General features: G+C 68.5%; 13 protein-coding genes and 3 pseudogenes. 7 read left to right on the top strand and 9 right to left on the bottom strand.

The window, feature by feature from the left end:
- The first annotated feature begins 181 nt into the window (after nt 1-181).
- The 3 genes from AB0N06_RS35015 to AB0N06_RS35005 all read left to right on the top strand — a co-directional run bounded on the left by AB0N06_RS35015 (nt 182) and on the right by AB0N06_RS35005 (nt 1815).
- Complete coding sequence (locus AB0N06_RS35015) at nt 182-778, top strand: ATP-binding protein (protein ID WP_366138724.1); 597 nt, start codon at nt 182-184, stop codon at nt 776-778.
- Nucleotides 778-1335 carry a hypothetical protein gene (locus AB0N06_RS35010; protein ID WP_366138723.1) on the top strand — a complete coding sequence of 186 codons (558 nt, stop codon included), beginning with the start codon at nt 778-780 and terminating at the stop codon, nt 1333-1335. Before AB0N06_RS35015 ends, AB0N06_RS35010 begins: the two co-directional genes overlap by 1 nt.
- A 156-nt stretch (nt 1336-1491) precedes the next feature.
- Complete coding sequence (locus AB0N06_RS35005) at nt 1492-1815, top strand: hypothetical protein (RefSeq protein WP_366138721.1); 324 nt, start codon at nt 1492-1494, stop codon at nt 1813-1815.
- 232 nt (nt 1816-2047) lie between these two features.
- Here AB0N06_RS35005 and AB0N06_RS35000 read toward each other — a convergent pair whose 3' ends face one another.
- The 3 genes from AB0N06_RS35000 to AB0N06_RS34990 all read right to left on the bottom strand — a co-directional run bounded on the left by AB0N06_RS35000 (nt 2048) and on the right by AB0N06_RS34990 (nt 4768).
- Nucleotides 2048-2176, bottom strand: a complete 129-nt coding sequence (locus tag AB0N06_RS35000) for a hypothetical protein (RefSeq protein ID WP_366138720.1) — start codon at nt 2174-2176, stop codon at nt 2048-2050.
- A 392-nt stretch (nt 2177-2568) separates the two neighbouring features.
- Entirely contained in the window at nt 2569-3807 is a 1239-nt protein-coding gene (locus AB0N06_RS34995; RefSeq protein WP_366138719.1) for a serine hydrolase domain-containing protein, read from the bottom strand.
- 46 nt (nt 3808-3853) lie between these two features.
- Nucleotides 3854-4768 (bottom strand): alpha/beta hydrolase, encoded by a 915-nt coding sequence (locus tag AB0N06_RS34990; protein ID WP_366138718.1) that lies wholly within the window; start codon nt 4766-4768, stop codon nt 3854-3856.
- A 117-nt stretch (nt 4769-4885) separates the two neighbouring features.
- On the opposite strand from AB0N06_RS34990, the gene AB0N06_RS34985 reads away from it, so the two are divergent.
- Both AB0N06_RS34985 and AB0N06_RS34980 read left to right on the top strand, forming a co-directional pair.
- Nucleotides 4886-5917, top strand: coding sequence for a helix-turn-helix domain-containing protein (locus AB0N06_RS34985; RefSeq protein ID WP_366138717.1), 1032 nt, complete (start codon nt 4886-4888; stop codon nt 5915-5917).
- A gap of 505 nt (nt 5918-6422) precedes the next feature.
- Nucleotides 6423-7643, top strand: a pseudogene (locus AB0N06_RS34980) (ISAzo13 family transposase); the annotation flags it as partial.
- A 45-nt stretch (nt 7644-7688) separates the two neighbouring features.
- Here AB0N06_RS34980 and AB0N06_RS34975 read toward each other — a convergent pair.
- Together AB0N06_RS34975 and AB0N06_RS34970 are read right to left on the bottom strand one after the other, a co-directional pair.
- On the bottom strand, nt 7689-7895 hold the full coding sequence (locus AB0N06_RS34975; RefSeq protein WP_366138727.1) for a hypothetical protein: 207 nt from the start codon (nt 7893-7895) through the stop codon (nt 7689-7691).
- Between the two features lie 484 nt (nt 7896-8379).
- Nucleotides 8380-9072 carry a hypothetical protein gene (locus tag AB0N06_RS34970; RefSeq protein ID WP_366138716.1) on the bottom strand — a complete coding sequence of 231 codons (693 nt, stop codon included), beginning with the start codon at nt 9070-9072 and terminating at the stop codon, nt 8380-8382.
- Nucleotides 9073-9186: 114 nt separating this feature from the next.
- Between AB0N06_RS34970 and AB0N06_RS34965 the strand changes: the two are divergent.
- Together AB0N06_RS34965 and AB0N06_RS34960 are read left to right on the top strand one after the other, a co-directional pair.
- Nucleotides 9187-10518: pseudogene (locus AB0N06_RS34965) on the top strand (GAF domain-containing SpoIIE family protein phosphatase); the annotation flags it as partial.
- A 393-nt stretch (nt 10519-10911) separates the two neighbouring features.
- On the top strand, nt 10912-11712 hold the full coding sequence (locus AB0N06_RS34960; RefSeq protein ID WP_366138715.1) for an SAM-dependent methyltransferase: 801 nt from the start codon (nt 10912-10914) through the stop codon (nt 11710-11712).
- A gap of 142 nt (nt 11713-11854) precedes the next feature.
- Here the strand turns inward: AB0N06_RS34960 and AB0N06_RS34955 are convergent, their stop codons facing one another.
- The 4 genes and pseudogenes from AB0N06_RS34955 to AB0N06_RS34940 form a co-directional block, all read right to left on the bottom strand.
- The gene (locus AB0N06_RS34955; protein ID WP_366138726.1) at nt 11855-13111 is read right to left on the bottom strand and encodes an IS701 family transposase; all 1257 of its coding nucleotides are present in this window, start codon (nt 13109-13111) and stop codon (nt 11855-11857) included.
- Between the two features lie 235 nt (nt 13112-13346).
- The gene (locus tag AB0N06_RS34950) at nt 13347-13562 is read right to left on the bottom strand and encodes a hypothetical protein (protein ID WP_366138714.1); all 216 of its coding nucleotides are present in this window, start codon (nt 13560-13562) and stop codon (nt 13347-13349) included.
- 160 nt (nt 13563-13722) lie between these two features.
- Nucleotides 13723-13875, bottom strand: a pseudogene (locus AB0N06_RS34945) (transposase); the annotation flags it as partial.
- 43 nt (nt 13876-13918) lie between these two features.
- Nucleotides 13919-14203: a hypothetical protein gene (locus AB0N06_RS34940; RefSeq protein WP_366138713.1), complete on the bottom strand. Its 285-nt coding sequence runs from the start codon at nt 14201-14203 to the stop codon at nt 13919-13921.
- Nucleotides 14204-14997 lie beyond the last annotated feature (794 nt).

Below are 14997 nucleotides of genomic sequence, written 5' to 3'. Positions count from 1 at the left end.
ACAGCGCGACGGCATCGGCCCGGAACTCAGGCGAGTACTTCGACGTCCCCAACGGGAACTCCTGTCCTATGGATCTTCACGATCCAATGATCAGGATGTCCACAATCAGGGGCAAAGGCCCGCCGTCATCGAGGCCAAGGCCATGATGTGCGTCTACGGGCCTGCAGGGTCGGGCAAGACGATGTCGGTGAACTCGGCGCTGCGTCACCTCGCCCCGGACATCACCCACCGCCTGGAACTGCGGGCCGGACCGACACCGAGGGACATCCGGCACGGTCTCTTCCAGGCGCTGGGGCTGCCGGGTGAGCCGCCGGCCCGCCCGATCGAGTTCGACATCCTGCTCAAGGAAACGCTCGCCGAGGAGTTCCGGGTCCTGGTCTGTGACGAGGCGCAGTGGATGAAGAAGACCGGGTTCGAGTTCTGGCGCCATCTGTGGGACGACAAACGCACCAACATCGCGGTGATCTTCGCCGGGGGCGACGGCTGCTACAAGGTCCTGCGCCGCGAGCCCATGCTGGCCTCCAGGATCTTCATCTGGCAGGAGTTCACCCGCATGTCCAAGGACGAGGTACGGGCCACGATCCCCGCCTTCCACCCCGTCTGGGCCGACGTGGACACCGCGCTGATCGACGCGATCGACAAGCAGGCGGCCCACGGCAGCTTCCGCAACTGGGCCAACATCACCACCCATGTCCTGGCCGGCATGAAGAAACTGAACCTCAAGCAAGTCGACGAAGACCTCGTGCGCTGGGTCTACAGCAAAATCGGCGGCATGTAATGCCCACCGGCGGCCTGCCAGCCGTCACTGTCGTCATCGACAAGGACGACCACCCCGACTGGACGACCGCCGCTCACCGTGCGCACGACCCGGACCTGGGACGTCTGACCGTCGACCCCAGCCCCGCTAACGGAGCACCCGCCGCCCTCGCCCACGACCTGCTCTACGCCCTCGGAAAACGCCTCCCTGTGGGCGGCGAGACGTACGGGACGTGGGCCGACTCCCAGCGCCCCGCCTGGGACGCCGTCGCCACCTGGGTGCTCACCCACCGCATCGACCATCTCGTCGTCTGCCGCACCGACCGCCTCACCACCACCCGCCAGAGACAACTACTGGCCGTACGGGAACGCTGCGGCACCCGCCTCACCCTCCTCTGGCACCGACCGGTCACACCCGCTCTGAGGACACTCCTCAAAGAGACCCCGTACCGCCTCATCGACACCCTCCCCCAGGCCCGTATCGCTCTGAACCGGACTGAACACTCGCCGACAGGTACCGGAAGGACGAGGCAACAGGGACCTGCGGAACCGCAACACCGCCAAGACGACGGGCAATGAATCACCCCTCAGACGCCACCCGCCGGCACGGTCGTAGACCGCCCCGCACGCACACGGTGCCAGGGCGCACCCGACCTCGCCCCCACGAGCGGCGCACCGCCCACGCGAGGACATGACCACACACCAGCAGACGTCCTCGCCGCCCGACTGACCACGGTGGCACACCCCCTGCACGCAACAGCCCTGACCATCCACGCAGTCACCAGGGCACACATCAGCCAACTCGCACTCATCCGCGGCATCGACATCAACGAAACAGCGACCACCGTCAAAATCCACGACCACGCAGCACACCAACGCTGCCGCCTCTACCCCCTCCCCACCTGGACACGCCCCCTCATACACGCAGCCGGCATCCACGGACAACTCAACGACCGCGCCCCCGACAGCCCGCTCTTCCCCCTCATCACGGCTCAGAACGGCGAACAACTCCGCCTCACCGCAACAGGCATCCGCTACAACCTGGACCCCACGCGATAAGAGACGACACTTCCGGCGCATCGCCCGCACACTCATGACCAGCGGCAACGCACTCCACGTCATACCGACCGGCAACCAACTGACCTGCATCAACGCCAAAAACGTCAGCCCCAGATCGGCATCCGTGTCACCACACGAAACCCCGACCGCAACAGGCTGAACAGCAGAAACCCGATACCTACAGCACTGACATCACAATGCCGAACGACCACTGACAGAAACTTACAGATCATCACGTCGCCGGGCCCACCCGGCGGAAGCCGCGCACTGCCAGGCCGTCCGGGTTGGCGCGCGCCGTGCGCGCGCCGCGCGGCGGATCGACCCAGTACCGCTCGCGTTCGAAGGGGTACGTCGGGAGCACGGTGCGAAGCGGTGTCTCCTCGCCGTGCAGCGCCTCCCACGCCAGGGGCGCGCCCTACCGGCCAACAGCTCACCCAAACCGATGAGTTATTGATCGCCAGCTCCCTGGCCCGCCGGGTTCGGGAAGCGGTCCGGGGAAACGGCCCGGCCGAAAGGCCGGAACCGCGCCCCGGGCCGACTTTCACCGACCGGCCACACACACGCTCGTAGCGTTCGTCGACCAGTACCGGGACCGCTTCGGCGGCGTCGAGCCGATCTGCCGTGTTCACCCGGCTGCCTCAGTCCTCACCCTCGGGGAAGAAGACCCGGACCGTGCAGCGACGGCTGCGGCAAGCCTGCCGATTTGGCCCGCTCGTTGGAGGCCAACGAGCGGGCGGGGGATGGGATCCGGACCTACGAGGCGTCCTCGGCGTGGGTGGCGCCGCCGCACATCGCCTGCCGGTACAGGGCCGTGAGCGCGCCGTCGATGGGGTGGGGCTGGGGCCGGCCGGAGGCGTCCGGCTTGTTCCACCGCTGGAGGTTGATCGCGACGGACATCCGGCGCTTGCCGTCGGCCCGGATCAGGGAGATCGTCCCGGCGCCCCAGGCCGAGCCGTCGCGGCCCCAGAAGGTGCCGCAGCCGACGTCGACCTTGCCCAGGCCGAGGCCGAATTGGATCGTGGAGCCGTCCAGGGCCCGGACCGGGCTGGTCTGCTGCATCTGCGTCAGGGACGACGGGCTGACGATCCTGCCGTCGAGCAGTTGGGCGTAGAAGCGGCCGAGGTCGGGCATGGTCGACACCAGTCCGGCCGACACGTCGACCCAGGACGCGTCGTAGACGCTGTAGTCGCGCGGCGGGTCGATCTTCCCGTAGAAGGACTCGTACATCCGCGCGTGCGGTCCCTCGACGTGCGGGCTGGTCGGGAACCCGGTGTGCCGCAGGCCGGCGCGTTCGATGACGTTGTGGGTAATGTACTCCTGGGCGGGGACGCCGGTCACGTGCTCCAGGAGCTGCCCGAGCAGGAGGTAGTTGGTGTTGGAGTACACGCCCTTGGCGGCGCCGGGTTCGGTGGCGGGCGGCGCGTCGAGCCCGAGCTTGATGAGCTCGGCCGGTTCGAAGTGCCGGAGCTGGTTGTCGTCGATGCTCTGCGGCGACATCTCCGGCACGTGCGGGTACTTGGCCATGGACGGGAAGGCGTAGGGGATGTAGTCGGCGATGCCGCTGGTGTGGTTGAGCAGCATCCGCACCGTGATCTTCCGGCCGCGGTCGCCCGGTACGAGCTGCGGCAGGTAATCGCCGATCGGCGCGTCCAGCCGGATCCGGCCCTGCTCGACCTGCTGCATGATCGCGGCGGCGGTGAAGGTTTTGGTGACGCTGCCGACACGCTGGCGCATGCCGGGCCGGACAGGCCGGCCGGTGTCGAGGTCGGCGACGCCGGAGGCGCCGCGCCAAGCCTCATCCTCGTCGCGGACCTCCGCGAACACCCCCGGAACGCCCGCCTGGTGGACATCGTCCAGGGCGGCCTGGAGCTTGTCGGTGTCGAGACCGGTCGACTGGGCGGCGCCTCCCCCGGGTGCGGGCGCCGCTGCCACGGTGCCCGCGCAGACGCAGAGTGCAGCCGCGCTCGCGGCCAGGGCGAGTCGGGTCTTCATGATGTTCTCCCTCTCGTGGGTTGGAGCGTGGGACGGGATGCCCGGCTCAGCCGGCCAGGGCGCGGCGCAGGGCGGCGCTGAGTTCGGCGTTCTGCCGCTGGGAGACCTCGGCGGACAAGATCGCCTGGGACCCGTGGAAGGTGCCCGGCCACTGATGCAGCTCGACCGACACGCCCGCCCGCAGCAGACGCAGCGCGTACGCGATGTTGTCGTCCCGGTGCGGGCACAGCTCCGCAGTGGCGATGTAGGCCGGCGGCAGACCGGACAGGTCCTCGGCCCGGGCCGGGGCCGCGTACGGCGTGGCCGGCCGGCCGCCCAGGTAGTGCCGCCAGGACGCGGCGGCCTTGTCGCGGTTGAACCAGGGCGTGTTGGTGAAGGTCCGGGCCGACCAGGTCTCCTGCCGGTCGTCGAGCCCGGGCTGGTTGAGTAGTTGGAAGCAGATCGCCGGCCCCCGCTCGTCCCGCGCCCGCAGCGATACGGCGGCCGCGAGCCCGCCTCCGGCGCTGTGGCCGCCGACGGCGATCCGCTCCGGGTCGATGCCGAGGGCGGCCGCGTGCTCGGCCGTCCAGCGCAGGACGGCATAGGCGTCGTCCAGGGCGGCCGGGAACGGGTTCTCGGGGGCCAGTCGGTAGCCCACCGAGATCACCGTCACGCCGGAACCGTTCGCGATCAGGGTGGCCCAGGGATGCTCGGTGTCCAGGTCGCCCATGACGAACCCGCCGCCATGCAGCCAGACCAGCACGGCCTGGCTGCGCTTCACGCGGTCGGCCCGGCGCGGCCGGTAGATCCGTACCGGCACGGCCGGGTCCGCGGGCACCGTACGGTCCTCGACGTCCAGGTCCGTGGTGTCCGGCGCCGGTACTGCTGCGGCTAGTTCGAAGAACCTGCCACGGGCGGCGACCGGGTCAGCCAGGTCGGTTCGGGGGAACAGCGGAATGAACGCCTCTAGTTCGGGATCCATGACGACCATCCTGGCGGCCGCCCCCGCGCGGGTCCCCCGCCAACTGTCGTGCGTCCCGGGCCGATCGCGCACCGATCGGCGCGGTCGCCGACGAGCCCGTCCTCCTATCCTGCTGCCATGGAGGCACTGGCCATACGGCTGTCCGGGCTCGATCCGTACGTCGACGGGGCGATCCGCATCGTCACGTTCTACGACACGCTGATGCGCCGCCGGGTCGACCTGCCCGCCCTCGCGCGGGCCTCGGCGGGCCTGGCCGAATGCGTCGCCGGGATCCGACTGCACGGCACGGGCGCGACCACCCGCGTCTCACCCCACGGCACGCAGGCGCCAGGCCCGCCGGCACCCGCGTCCAGCGCCGTGCCGATAACCCTCGACGGGGAGGAGATCGGCACGGTATGGCTGGAACGCCCCGGCCCGCCGGGCCCCCTCGACGACGTCCTCCTCGACCGGCTCGCCATCGCCGCCGCGGCCGCCGTCGAACGGTACGGCCCGGCCCGCACCACCATGGCCGACCCGGCGCTGGTCGAGCTCGCCATCACCGCCGACAGCGACGAGGCGGCCAGAGCACGGGCGCTGCGGCTGCTGGGCTTTGCCCCTGGGCCGCTCAGCGTGGTTGCTGTGCGCTCGCCGCTGCCGCTCGACCGGATCGGGCTGCTGATTTGCCCGGCCCACCCGGTGAAGGCGGCGTCGCTCGCCGACGTGGGCGTCATCCTGGCCACCACCGTGGAGTTGGCCGGGCTGCCGGCCGGCGTCCGCGCGGGCCTCGGCGTTCCTGGGAGCCCCGACCGGTCCTGGCGGCAGGCCAGGACTGCTCTGCGCTTCACCACTGGGCGCGAACCAGCCGTCCACTACGGAGACTTGGGCGCACTGGCGCTGCTGGCAGAGGTGCCGCCGGAGAGCTTGCGCGACGACACCGACGTCGCAGCCATCGCCCGGATCGCCGGCAGCCCGGAGGACCTGGACACCCTGGACACCTACTGCGCGACCGGTTCCCTGCGCCGCGCCGCAGAGCTGCTCCACCTGCACCACAGCAGCGTCGCCCGCAGACTCGACCAGATCGTGAAGACCCTGGGAATTGATCTCACCGACCCCACCGGCCTGACCCGGGCCAAGCTCGCCCTCACCGCCTGGCGCCTCCTCGGCGACTGACCTTGGAGACACCTGCCCCCGCTCGTTGTGGGCTGCCGGCGAGGAGCACGGAACCTGGACGGACACCGGCATGACCGTGCTCATCGTCGAAGCCCGGCGTCCGCCCCAGGACAGAATGCTCGGCGAAGCGGCCCGACAGCAGTAAGGGCTGCCGCTGCTCGTGAGCGCTGGAGACAGCGTGTCTGCCGGTTCAGCGGCAGAGCTCCATGAGGCGCTGTCGCGTTGTTGGGTGTGTGGGTGTCTGACGGTATGTCGGGGCATGGTGGGGCCTGGTTCGGGGCCTGTGCTCAGGCCGTGGTGGACAGACCGGCGGTGCCGGTGACCTGCTCCCAGGTGGTGAAGCGGTGCTGCATCTCGGTGCGGTAGTCGGGGGCGGTCATCAGATGGCGGCGGGGCCGGAAGTGCGGTGATATACCGCTGAACGCGGACAGGAACCGCTGCGCCCCGCCAGGGGCTTGTAAAGAATCAACACGTTGCTTCGGGGTCTCTGCCGCGTTGGTGTGGTATGCGCGTACCGAGCGAGGTCTGTGACCAACTTGCTGTGAGATTCGAGGTGTTGTTTCCGCATCTGGACGAGCGGCAGCGGCGGCTGGTGCTGGCTACCGAGGCCCGGCTGCTGGGGCACGGTGGTGTCCGGGCCGTCGCGCGTGTCGCGGAGGTGAGCGAGACGACCGTGCGCAAGGGGGTCTTCGAGTTGGCGGGCGGCGAGGATCCGCTGCCCGGTGGCCGGGTCCGCCGGGCTGGTGGGGGCCGCAAGAGTGCCGAGGAGCTGGACCTGCTGCTTGTTCCGGCTCTGCTGGCGCTGGTTGAGCCGGACGAGCGGGGTGATCCGATGTCACCGCTGCGCTGGACGACGAAGTCGCTTCGGCACCTGGCCGAGGATCTCGCTCGGCAGGGGCATCCCGTGTCGGCTCCCACCGTGGGCCGGCTGCTGCGGGAAAACGGCTTCAGCCTCCAGGTCAACGCCAAGACCCTGGAGGGCAGGCAGCATCCCGACCGGGACTCCCAGTTCCGCTATATCAACGAGCAGGTCAAGGACCACCAAGCGTCCGGGGAGCCGGTCATCAGCGTGGATGCCAAGAAGAAAGAGAAGCTCGGTCAGCTGCCCAGCGCCGGCCGTGAGTGGCGCCCGAAGGGCGAGCCGGTCAAGGTGGAGGACCACAGCTTCTTCGCCGTCGGCCCCGACGCCGAGCAGGCCATCCCCTACGGCATCTACGACCTCTCCGCCGATACCGGCTGGGTCAACGTCGGCTGCGACCACGACACCTCCGCGTTCGCTGTCGCCTCCATCCGCCGCTGGTCGCAGGCCCGCTGACGAGACGACTACCCGCTGGCCACCCGGCTGCTGATCACCGCGGACGCGGGCGGCTCCAACAGCTATCGCACCCGGGTCTGGAAGGCCGAACTGGCCGCGCTGGCTGCCGAGACGGGCCTGGCGATCACTGTGTGTCACTTTCCGCCGGGTAGTTCAAAATGGAATAAAATTGAGCATCGGTTGTTCTCCCATATCACGATGAACTGGCGTGGCAGGCCGCTGACCAGCCATGAAGTCGTTGTCCAGACCATCGCCTCGACCCAGGAACGCGGCGGGAAACGCCGCCAGGTCCCCGGAGCCCACGGTCGGCCCCTGCTCTGCGCCAGGGACCGGCTCCTGATCACCGTTCTGCATCTGCGGCAGGTGTGCGCCCAGAAAGTCCTGGCTGAGATCGTCCCAGGAACGTTGGGACGCACTTTGAGCTTGTCCTGTACACACCAGGCCAGGGCGCCCCGCCTACTTGAAGACCCCGAGTACCACGGCGAGCACAGCGCTGATCACCATCAGCGCCATCGCGAACGCCTTGCCCGACGTGGAAACGGACTCCGGTACCGGACTCCCGCCCCAGCGTGCGACGGCGAACGCGACGCCGGCCACGAAGAACGAGAAGACCACCGCCAGGCCGATCGACAACAGCACCATCAGAATGTGGGTGACGTTCAAGACTCCCCTCCAAGATTCACTTCGTGTTGCGGTACGCCGTCGCACCACCTGAATTGACGATCCACCCTCCACCTGCGCGGATGAACCGGTTGGATGTTGTTCGCAGGACAACGTGGGGTTGTTTGGTCAATAACCCGATCCGAAGGGGGACGACGTGGGAGCAGCAAGGCGTCCCGGGCGGCCGTGGGCGGAGGCTCGCGGGGCGTCCCAGGAGATCAACGAGGTCGTTCACACCCTTCGCGGCTGGCTCGATGCGTCCAATGTGTCGGTGGCAAAGCTGCACCGTCTCCTGACACCGGAGCACTTCGACGGAAGTCCAAGATCCGTCCCTCCGGTCTGGCGGTTACGCGAGCAGCTCAACGGCGTGGGTCTGACGTGGGAACTCGCTGAGGCCGTCGCAGACATCTGCTTTCCGGCTGAAACGGTGCAGGAAGCAGCTCACCGGCTCGACGAGGTTCGGCGGTTGTGGGCCGCAGCGAACACCTCACCCACCGCGGCTCATGCCGATCCGACGTACAACCTCGTCGAGGCGCAGAAGCACACGATCCGTGCACTGGAGGAGCTCAACCGTGTGCGGCAGGCATACGAGGTCAGCGAGCAGGCCCGGCTGCAGGCCTTGCAAGTGGCCACAGTCCTCTTCGCGCTGCTCGGCCAGACGCAGGCTCAGGTAGCCCAGCTCACACGACAGCTCGATGCTCTCCGCGCCGCTGACAGCCCTCGTCCCGTCGACGAGCTGCGGACCGAGGGCCGCCTCGAGCGCGCCCAGAAGCAGACTGAGGACCTTCGCCTCCAACTGGCACGAGCCGAGGAAGAACGCGACAGAGCACAGCAAGTCGCGGATCTCGCTGCCCGTCAGATCAGCCAGCTCGAGGAGGAGCTCCGCGATCTCAGACCCGGCACGGAGCCCGGTGTCCAGGCACAGAGCGGAGCGGAAGTCGCACTCCCTGGGCCAGCCGGAACCACTGCGGATGATGACGCTCTTGACCAAGTTGACGCTGCCCTCCAGAAGGCGCGCGACGTTCTCGACCGAGAACACGAGGCGGTTCAAGAAGCCGCTGAGGACGTCGGGTGGTGGGAGGCCGGCCGACAGAACCAGGCCCGTCCAGAAGCCGCCGAGGACAACGAGTGGTGGCTGGTCGGAAACGCAGAGAACCACGGTGGAGTCGTCCCGGGCCAAGTTGTACGGGACGTACCAACGGTACGAGACGACGACGAGCCGTTGTTCGGGACAACTCCTGATAACCCTCCCACCAGCGCAACTACCCCCGGCTCCGGCACCGAACTTGCAGTCCGGAGAGAGGGTGACCTCGTCCGGTTCGTTGGGGCCGCGACGCGTCGTATCTCGCGCGGGCTAGACCTCGACGAGATCGTGCTCGGGCTGTGCCGCGCGAGCGTGCCGATGTTCTCCGACACGATCCTGGTCTACCTCCGTGACCCGCTCCCGGTGGGCGACGAGCGGCCGGTCGTGCCGTTCGTACTGCGTCTGCGCCGCACCGACCAGCTGCGGTTGACTGAAGTGGAGGGCGAGGAGCTGCCGCTCACCCCCGGCCTGGACCCGATCCCCGCGGTCGAACGCTGCGATCTGCGTTCCGGCGGGGCCCTCGCCGAGGTGCTGCGCGGTGTCCGGCCGGTCTTCGGCGAGGCCACCGGGACCCACGCCGCAATGCGGGAGCAGCTCGGCCCCGAGCACGGCCTGCCAGGTCCTCGCCGGGTAATCCTGGCCCCGTTGCGGGGACGGCGCCGGGTCATCGGCGTCGCTGTCTTCCTGCGCGGCCCCGACCGGCCCGCCTTCGAGCCGAACGACCTGCTCGTCTCAGCTCAACTCGCCACCCATACGGCGCTCAGCATCGACAAGGCCGTCCTGTACGGCCAGGAGGCGTACATCGCCGGTGAGCTGCAGCGCACGATGCTGCCGGACTCGCTGCCGCAACCGACGGGTGTCCAGCTCGCCTTCCGCTATCTCCCGGCCGCCGAAACGGCCCGGGTCGGCGGCGACTGGTACGACGCGATCCCGCTACCTGGCAGCCGGGTGGCGCTGGTGGTCGGCGACGTGATGGGCCACTCCATGACCTCCGCTGCGATCATGGGCCAACTGCGGACCACAGTGCAGACCCTGGCCGGACTCGACCTGCCGCCGGACGAGGTTCTAAGGCGGCTCGACCTTCAGGCACATCGCCTGGGTCCCGACCGGATGGCGACCTGCATGTACGCGGTGTACGACCCGGTCGCCCATCGGATCACGATCGCCAACGCGGGCCACCCACCGCCGATCCTTCTGCACCTCGGCGGCCGGGCGGAGGTCGTGCAGGTCCCGCCAGGGGCGCCGATCGGTGTCGGCGGAGTCAACTTCAGAACCATCGAGCTTGACGCGCCTCCCGGCGCCACGCTGCTCCTCTACACGGACGGTCTGGTCGAGTCCCGGCTGCGGGACGTGTGGACCGGGATAGAACAGCTGCGGCAGCGCCTCGCCGCGGCCAGCCTGCTGAGCGGCCCCGACCACTCACCGCCCCTGGAGGCGCTCTGCGACGATGTCCTCGACATGCTCGGCCCGGGCGACCGGGACGACGACATCGCGTTGCTCGCGGCCCGTTTCGACGGGATCGAACCGTACAACGTGGCGTATTAATACGCTCGTCGCGCGCCTCCGGGCCACCCCGACGAGGAACGGGCCAGCCTACACAGTGCGGGTTGGCCGCCATTCGCGGCTACGAGGCAGGCTCGTAGGCAACAGTGTTGGCGGGGCAGTCCTCGGCGCAGCCGGCTGGGCCGCCCAGGGGGCCCAGGCACGCCCCGTTGTGGACGCTGGCCCCACCCTGGTGATCCCCGACAGTCTGATTCGCGGCAGGAACGAGTCCACCACGCCCGTCTTCCCGGGTCTGTGCCCGGTTCTTTCTCCGGGCCCTGTAAGGGAGTTACTTCCTTGTCGGGCTGGTGCGGATGTTGCTGGTGAGGAAGCATGGGCGTGCGCGGTACGGGAGGTCGTCCGCGCAGCCGATGTGCGAGATGAAGAGGGCTGATGACTGACGAGCAGGGCATGCGGACGCCGGTGGACGGAATCGACACGGGCACGCCGCATTCGGCGCGGGTGTGGAACTACTGGCTGGGTGGCAAGGACAATTACGAGGTGGACCGCCGGCTCGGGGCGACGATGGAGGAGTTGTACCCACAGATCATTGAGATAGCGCGCGCCTCCCGGGCGTTCCAGGCGCGAGCGGTGCGCTATCTGGCCGGGGAGGCGGGGGTGCGGCAGTTCCTGGACCTCGGCACCGGTCTGCCGACGGCGAACGCGACGCACGAGGTCGCCCAGGACGTCGAGCCGACAGCACGCATCGTGTACGTGGACAACGACCCGATCGTCCTGGCCCATGCACGCGCCCTGCTGACCAGCCGGCCCGAAGGGGCGACGGACTATGTGCACGCGGACCTGACGGACGCGAAGACGGTGTTGCGCGAGGCCGGCCGGACGCTGGACCTCGACCGGCCGGTGGCGGTGATGGTGCTCTCGACGCTGGGACACGTCGCGGACTCGGACGAGGCCGCGGCGCTGCTGCGCAGCTACTTGGACGCGCTGCCCGCGGGCAGCTACCTGATGCTGTGCGACACCATCGCGACTCCTGAGACGCAGGCCGGGTCCGACGAGTACGCCAGTGGCGGTGCCATGCCGTACATCTCGCGTCCCAGGGAGATCATAGGGAGCTTCGCGGACGGACTCGAGCTGGTGGAGCCGGGCTTCGGCTCGATCAGCCTGTGGCGCCCCGAAGAGCCTGCCGTCGGCGAGCCGGTCGACCAGTGGGGATTCGTGGCCGCCAAGCGATAGCCGTCGAGCAGGGCATCTGGTCGCCATACTCCCTGCGCGATCACGGGCGGGGCTGTGGGGACCGGCACGGGCAAGCACCTGCCGATGACGAGCCCCGTCGCCCGCCGAGAAGGCGGTGTACTCCAGCCGTAGATCGTGATCTTCACGGTTGAAGGGCTGCTTGGCGGCGGTAGTGGCTGTGGCGTGCGCGGGCTTGGTGGCGTCGTCGCCAGGTGGACCAGCGCAGTCGGTGGGCGGTGTCGCGGGCGGGACGGGTGACGAGGGCGGTGAACAGACGCTGGATCTCGTTGCAGGTGAGCGGGATCAGTCCGTCAGGGCTGGTCCCATCGTCGGCCGGGGCTTGGTTGCGGCGTTCGAGGGCGGTGGTGACTGCGAGGAAGGCGTGCGCGAGCAGGGCCAGGGTGACCCAGCGGTGCCAGTAGCCCCAGCGGCGTACCTGGTGCTCGTCCAGTCCCGCCAGTGTCTTTGAGCTCTGGAACGTCTCCTCCACCGTCCAGCGGCTTCCCGCGACTTTGACCAGTGTGGACAGCGGGACCAGACGGGGTGAGTAGCAGCGGTAGTAGGCCAGTTCGCCGGTGGTGCGGTTGCGGCGGATCATCAGGTGCTGATGGCCCGGAATGCCTGTGGTGATGGCGATCAGCGCCCAGTCGTAGTAGCTGTGTCCCTTCGCGCCGTGTCCGGCCGAGAGCTTCTGCCAGGCCCGGCGCGGGATGTGCTTGGCGAGGTGGTCGGCACGTTGGGGTCCGGCGGAGGTGGGGACGTGGTGGGTGCGGGAGACCGCGAGCACGTAGCCCAGTTCGCACGTCTCCAGCGCCGTGCGAAGTTTCGGGTTGTCGCCGTAGACCTCGTCGCCGGCCGCCCACGCGGCCCGGGCTCCGGCGTCCAGGGCACGTTCGATCATCTGCCAGGCCAGTTGCGGCTTGGTCGCGAAGCCCACATCCTCTGGGACGGCAGCCTGTTCGCAGCGTTCCTGGTCGCCTGTCCAGGACTTGGGCAGGTAGAGGGCGCGGTCGACGCCGGCGTGGCCGTGCCGGGAGGTGTAGGTGAGGTAGACGGCGACCTGGGCGTTCTCGATCCGGCCCGCGGTGCCGGTGTACTGGCGCTGCACGCCCACCATGCGGGTGCCCTTCGTCAGGTCGCCGGTCTCGTCGACCACGAGTACAGCCTGGTCGTCGGCCAAGTGCTCCAGCACGAACTCGCGCAGGTCGTCGCGGACCAGGTCGGCGTCCCACTTCGCCCGCCCGAGCAGGTGCTGCATCCCGTCCGGCGTGGCGTCCCCGGTGTGCTCGGCGATCGTCCAGCAGTTCTTGCGCGGCAGGTCCGCCAGCAGCCCCAGCACCAACTGCCGGGTCCGACGCCGGGGTTCGACCCACGCGAAGCGGCCCGCGATCCGTCCCATCAGGTCCTCGAACATCGCCTGCCAGCGGGCAGGCACTACGCTGTGACCTGCGGCCACCGCAGGGTCTTCTGTCTTCACACACCGATGATCAGCGGTGGCCGCACCCGTCTCCACGCCGACCCCTACCAGCAATGACCTTCGACAAGTGATCTTGACCGTTGACCGTCCCAGACAGCCGCCCGCGTCCCCCACGTGCCCGATCGGGCGGCAGCGGGCGGGAAATACCGGGGTGCCGCTACGGCGACGGAGTCGGCCTCCTGCGCCGGGCGAATCGACGCCCAGCTACCCAGAGGTTGATCAGGAACAGCACTGATCCGGCTATGGGCCAGCCCACCGATCCACCGTCGCGGTACGTCTCGATGCCCACCACCAACAGCATCGAGCCGACCGCCACGCCCATCAGGTCGAGGAGGACGTCTGCCTGCCTCACGATCTTCGAAAGGTTGACCACGGCTTGATGGTGACAGGTGACCCGCTCGCCGCCAAGGGCGAGTCTCTGACGTGACCTGCATGTCTGCCGCGCGGTCGGCCGAGCGACTGTGACCAGGAGCTGCTGACACATCGCCAAACTCTCCTGGAAAACAGCCAAGATCTTCTGTCAGAGGCCAAGCAAGATCACGATCTACGGCTGGAGTACTAGCCCGCCACCAGATCCCGTCGAAGACCTGCCGCCGGTCCCTCGGCGGCCGCCCCATCTTCGGTATCGGCAGCAACAGCGGCTCCAGCCGCTCCCACTGCTCGTCCGTCAGATCACCCCGCGCCATACCAAGATCGTTCCATGGGCTTGATCGACTCCTCAATCCCGTGTCAGGACGCTGTCTCCCCTGTCTCTGCCTCGTCATCCGGGCCGTACATCTCGACCAGCAGGCGCTGACGCGCCGCCTTCAGGCGCTCGTCATAGTCCGGCATGAAGACCTCAGCGAGCGTCGTTTCCAGCGCCCCGGAGATTGCGTAGATCGGAGACCAGACTGCACGGTCTGCCTTCAACAGGTCATCCAGCACGTCGGACCGGTGCATCACCTGATAGAGCCAGTCCGACAGTACAAAGGCCTGATCGCGCGTGAACTTGATGGTTATCGGTTCCTCTGCCACGGAGAAACGGTAACCGGGGCACTCGATGACCGCCCGCGTAGGGCGGGTGGTGCCGAGCCAGGCCCAATCAGCCTCTACGAGCACATCTCAAACACTTCCTAGAAGAGGGGCCACCAGGAACCGGGGGGAGGCGTGGGGTTAACACGGTTCCCGCCGCGCATCTCCAGCGGCCAACGCTGGTCAATGACGGCCGCGGTCTCCTTGCAGGCGCAACAGGCGTTGCTCCGAAGTACGGAGATACAGAGAGGTCGTCGTGCGCTATGCCGCACAGGGTCGCGCCGGAATCTGTGTAGGCATAGGCCGTGTCATAGGCGTGGGCCACGTCCTCAGGCAGCTTTGGTGAGTCTGCCCGCTCCCAGCGCCCGTACATGGGCTGGTACTGCGGCCGTGAAACCTCACGGGGATCGTGTCCCAGCTCGGTCCATGCGTAGCACCAGGAGCAGAACCACCGCTCCTTCACTGGCAAGTCCCATGACATGCGCGATTCCGCTACCGGTGCCTGCCGCATCTCGTGTCCACACACATCGCACGTCACAGCCGGATCCTGTCATGGTGACTCCACACGTACCGCCGGCAGTAGGGGCCTCGGCAGCTTGCCGCCGTCGAAGCCGCGACTGTCCACGCCAACCACGGCGTCTGCCCTGACCGACTGCAAATCGATCACCCCGGCCGTCGGCTGGGCAGAGACCCCAGCTACACGGTTGAGTCGGCCTGAAGCGCGGTTCCGGTGTTGCCACCGACCCGTTTCTCCAGGCCGCTCTCCGAACCCGGCGTACCCGTCTCCGGGTACCGGG

Origin of the sequence: Streptomyces sp. NPDC051020 (assembly GCF_040683105.1) — a bacterium.
Lineage (GTDB): Bacteria > Actinomycetota > Actinomycetes > Streptomycetales > Streptomycetaceae > Streptomyces.
The sequence above is the reverse complement of the archived record's forward strand: the minus strand, read 5'-3'. Positions and strand labels throughout refer to the sequence as shown.

Excerpts from the sequence above, each read along its gene's own strand:
- AB0N06_RS35015 (WP_366138724.1), top strand. The coding sequence starts at position 182 with ATGTCGGTGAACTCGGCGCTGCGTCACCTCGCCCCGGACATCACCCAC.
- AB0N06_RS35010 (WP_366138723.1), top strand. The coding sequence starts at position 778 with ATGCCCACCGGCGGCCTGCCAGCCGTCACTGTCGTCATCGACAAGGAC.
- AB0N06_RS34995 (WP_366138719.1), bottom strand. The coding sequence starts at position 3,807 with ATGAAGACCCGACTCGCCCTGGCCGCGAGCGCGGCTGCACTCTGCGTC.
- AB0N06_RS34990 (WP_366138718.1), bottom strand. The coding sequence starts at position 4,768 with ATGGATCCCGAACTAGAGGCGTTCATTCCGCTGTTCCCCCGAACCGAC.
- AB0N06_RS34985 (WP_366138717.1), top strand. The coding sequence starts at position 4,886 with ATGGAGGCACTGGCCATACGGCTGTCCGGGCTCGATCCGTACGTCGAC.
- AB0N06_RS34960 (WP_366138715.1), top strand. The coding sequence starts at position 10,912 with ATGACTGACGAGCAGGGCATGCGGACGCCGGTGGACGGAATCGACACG.
- AB0N06_RS34955 (WP_366138726.1), bottom strand. The coding sequence starts at position 13,111 with ATGGGACGGATCGCGGGCCGCTTCGCGTGGGTCGAACCCCGGCGTCGG.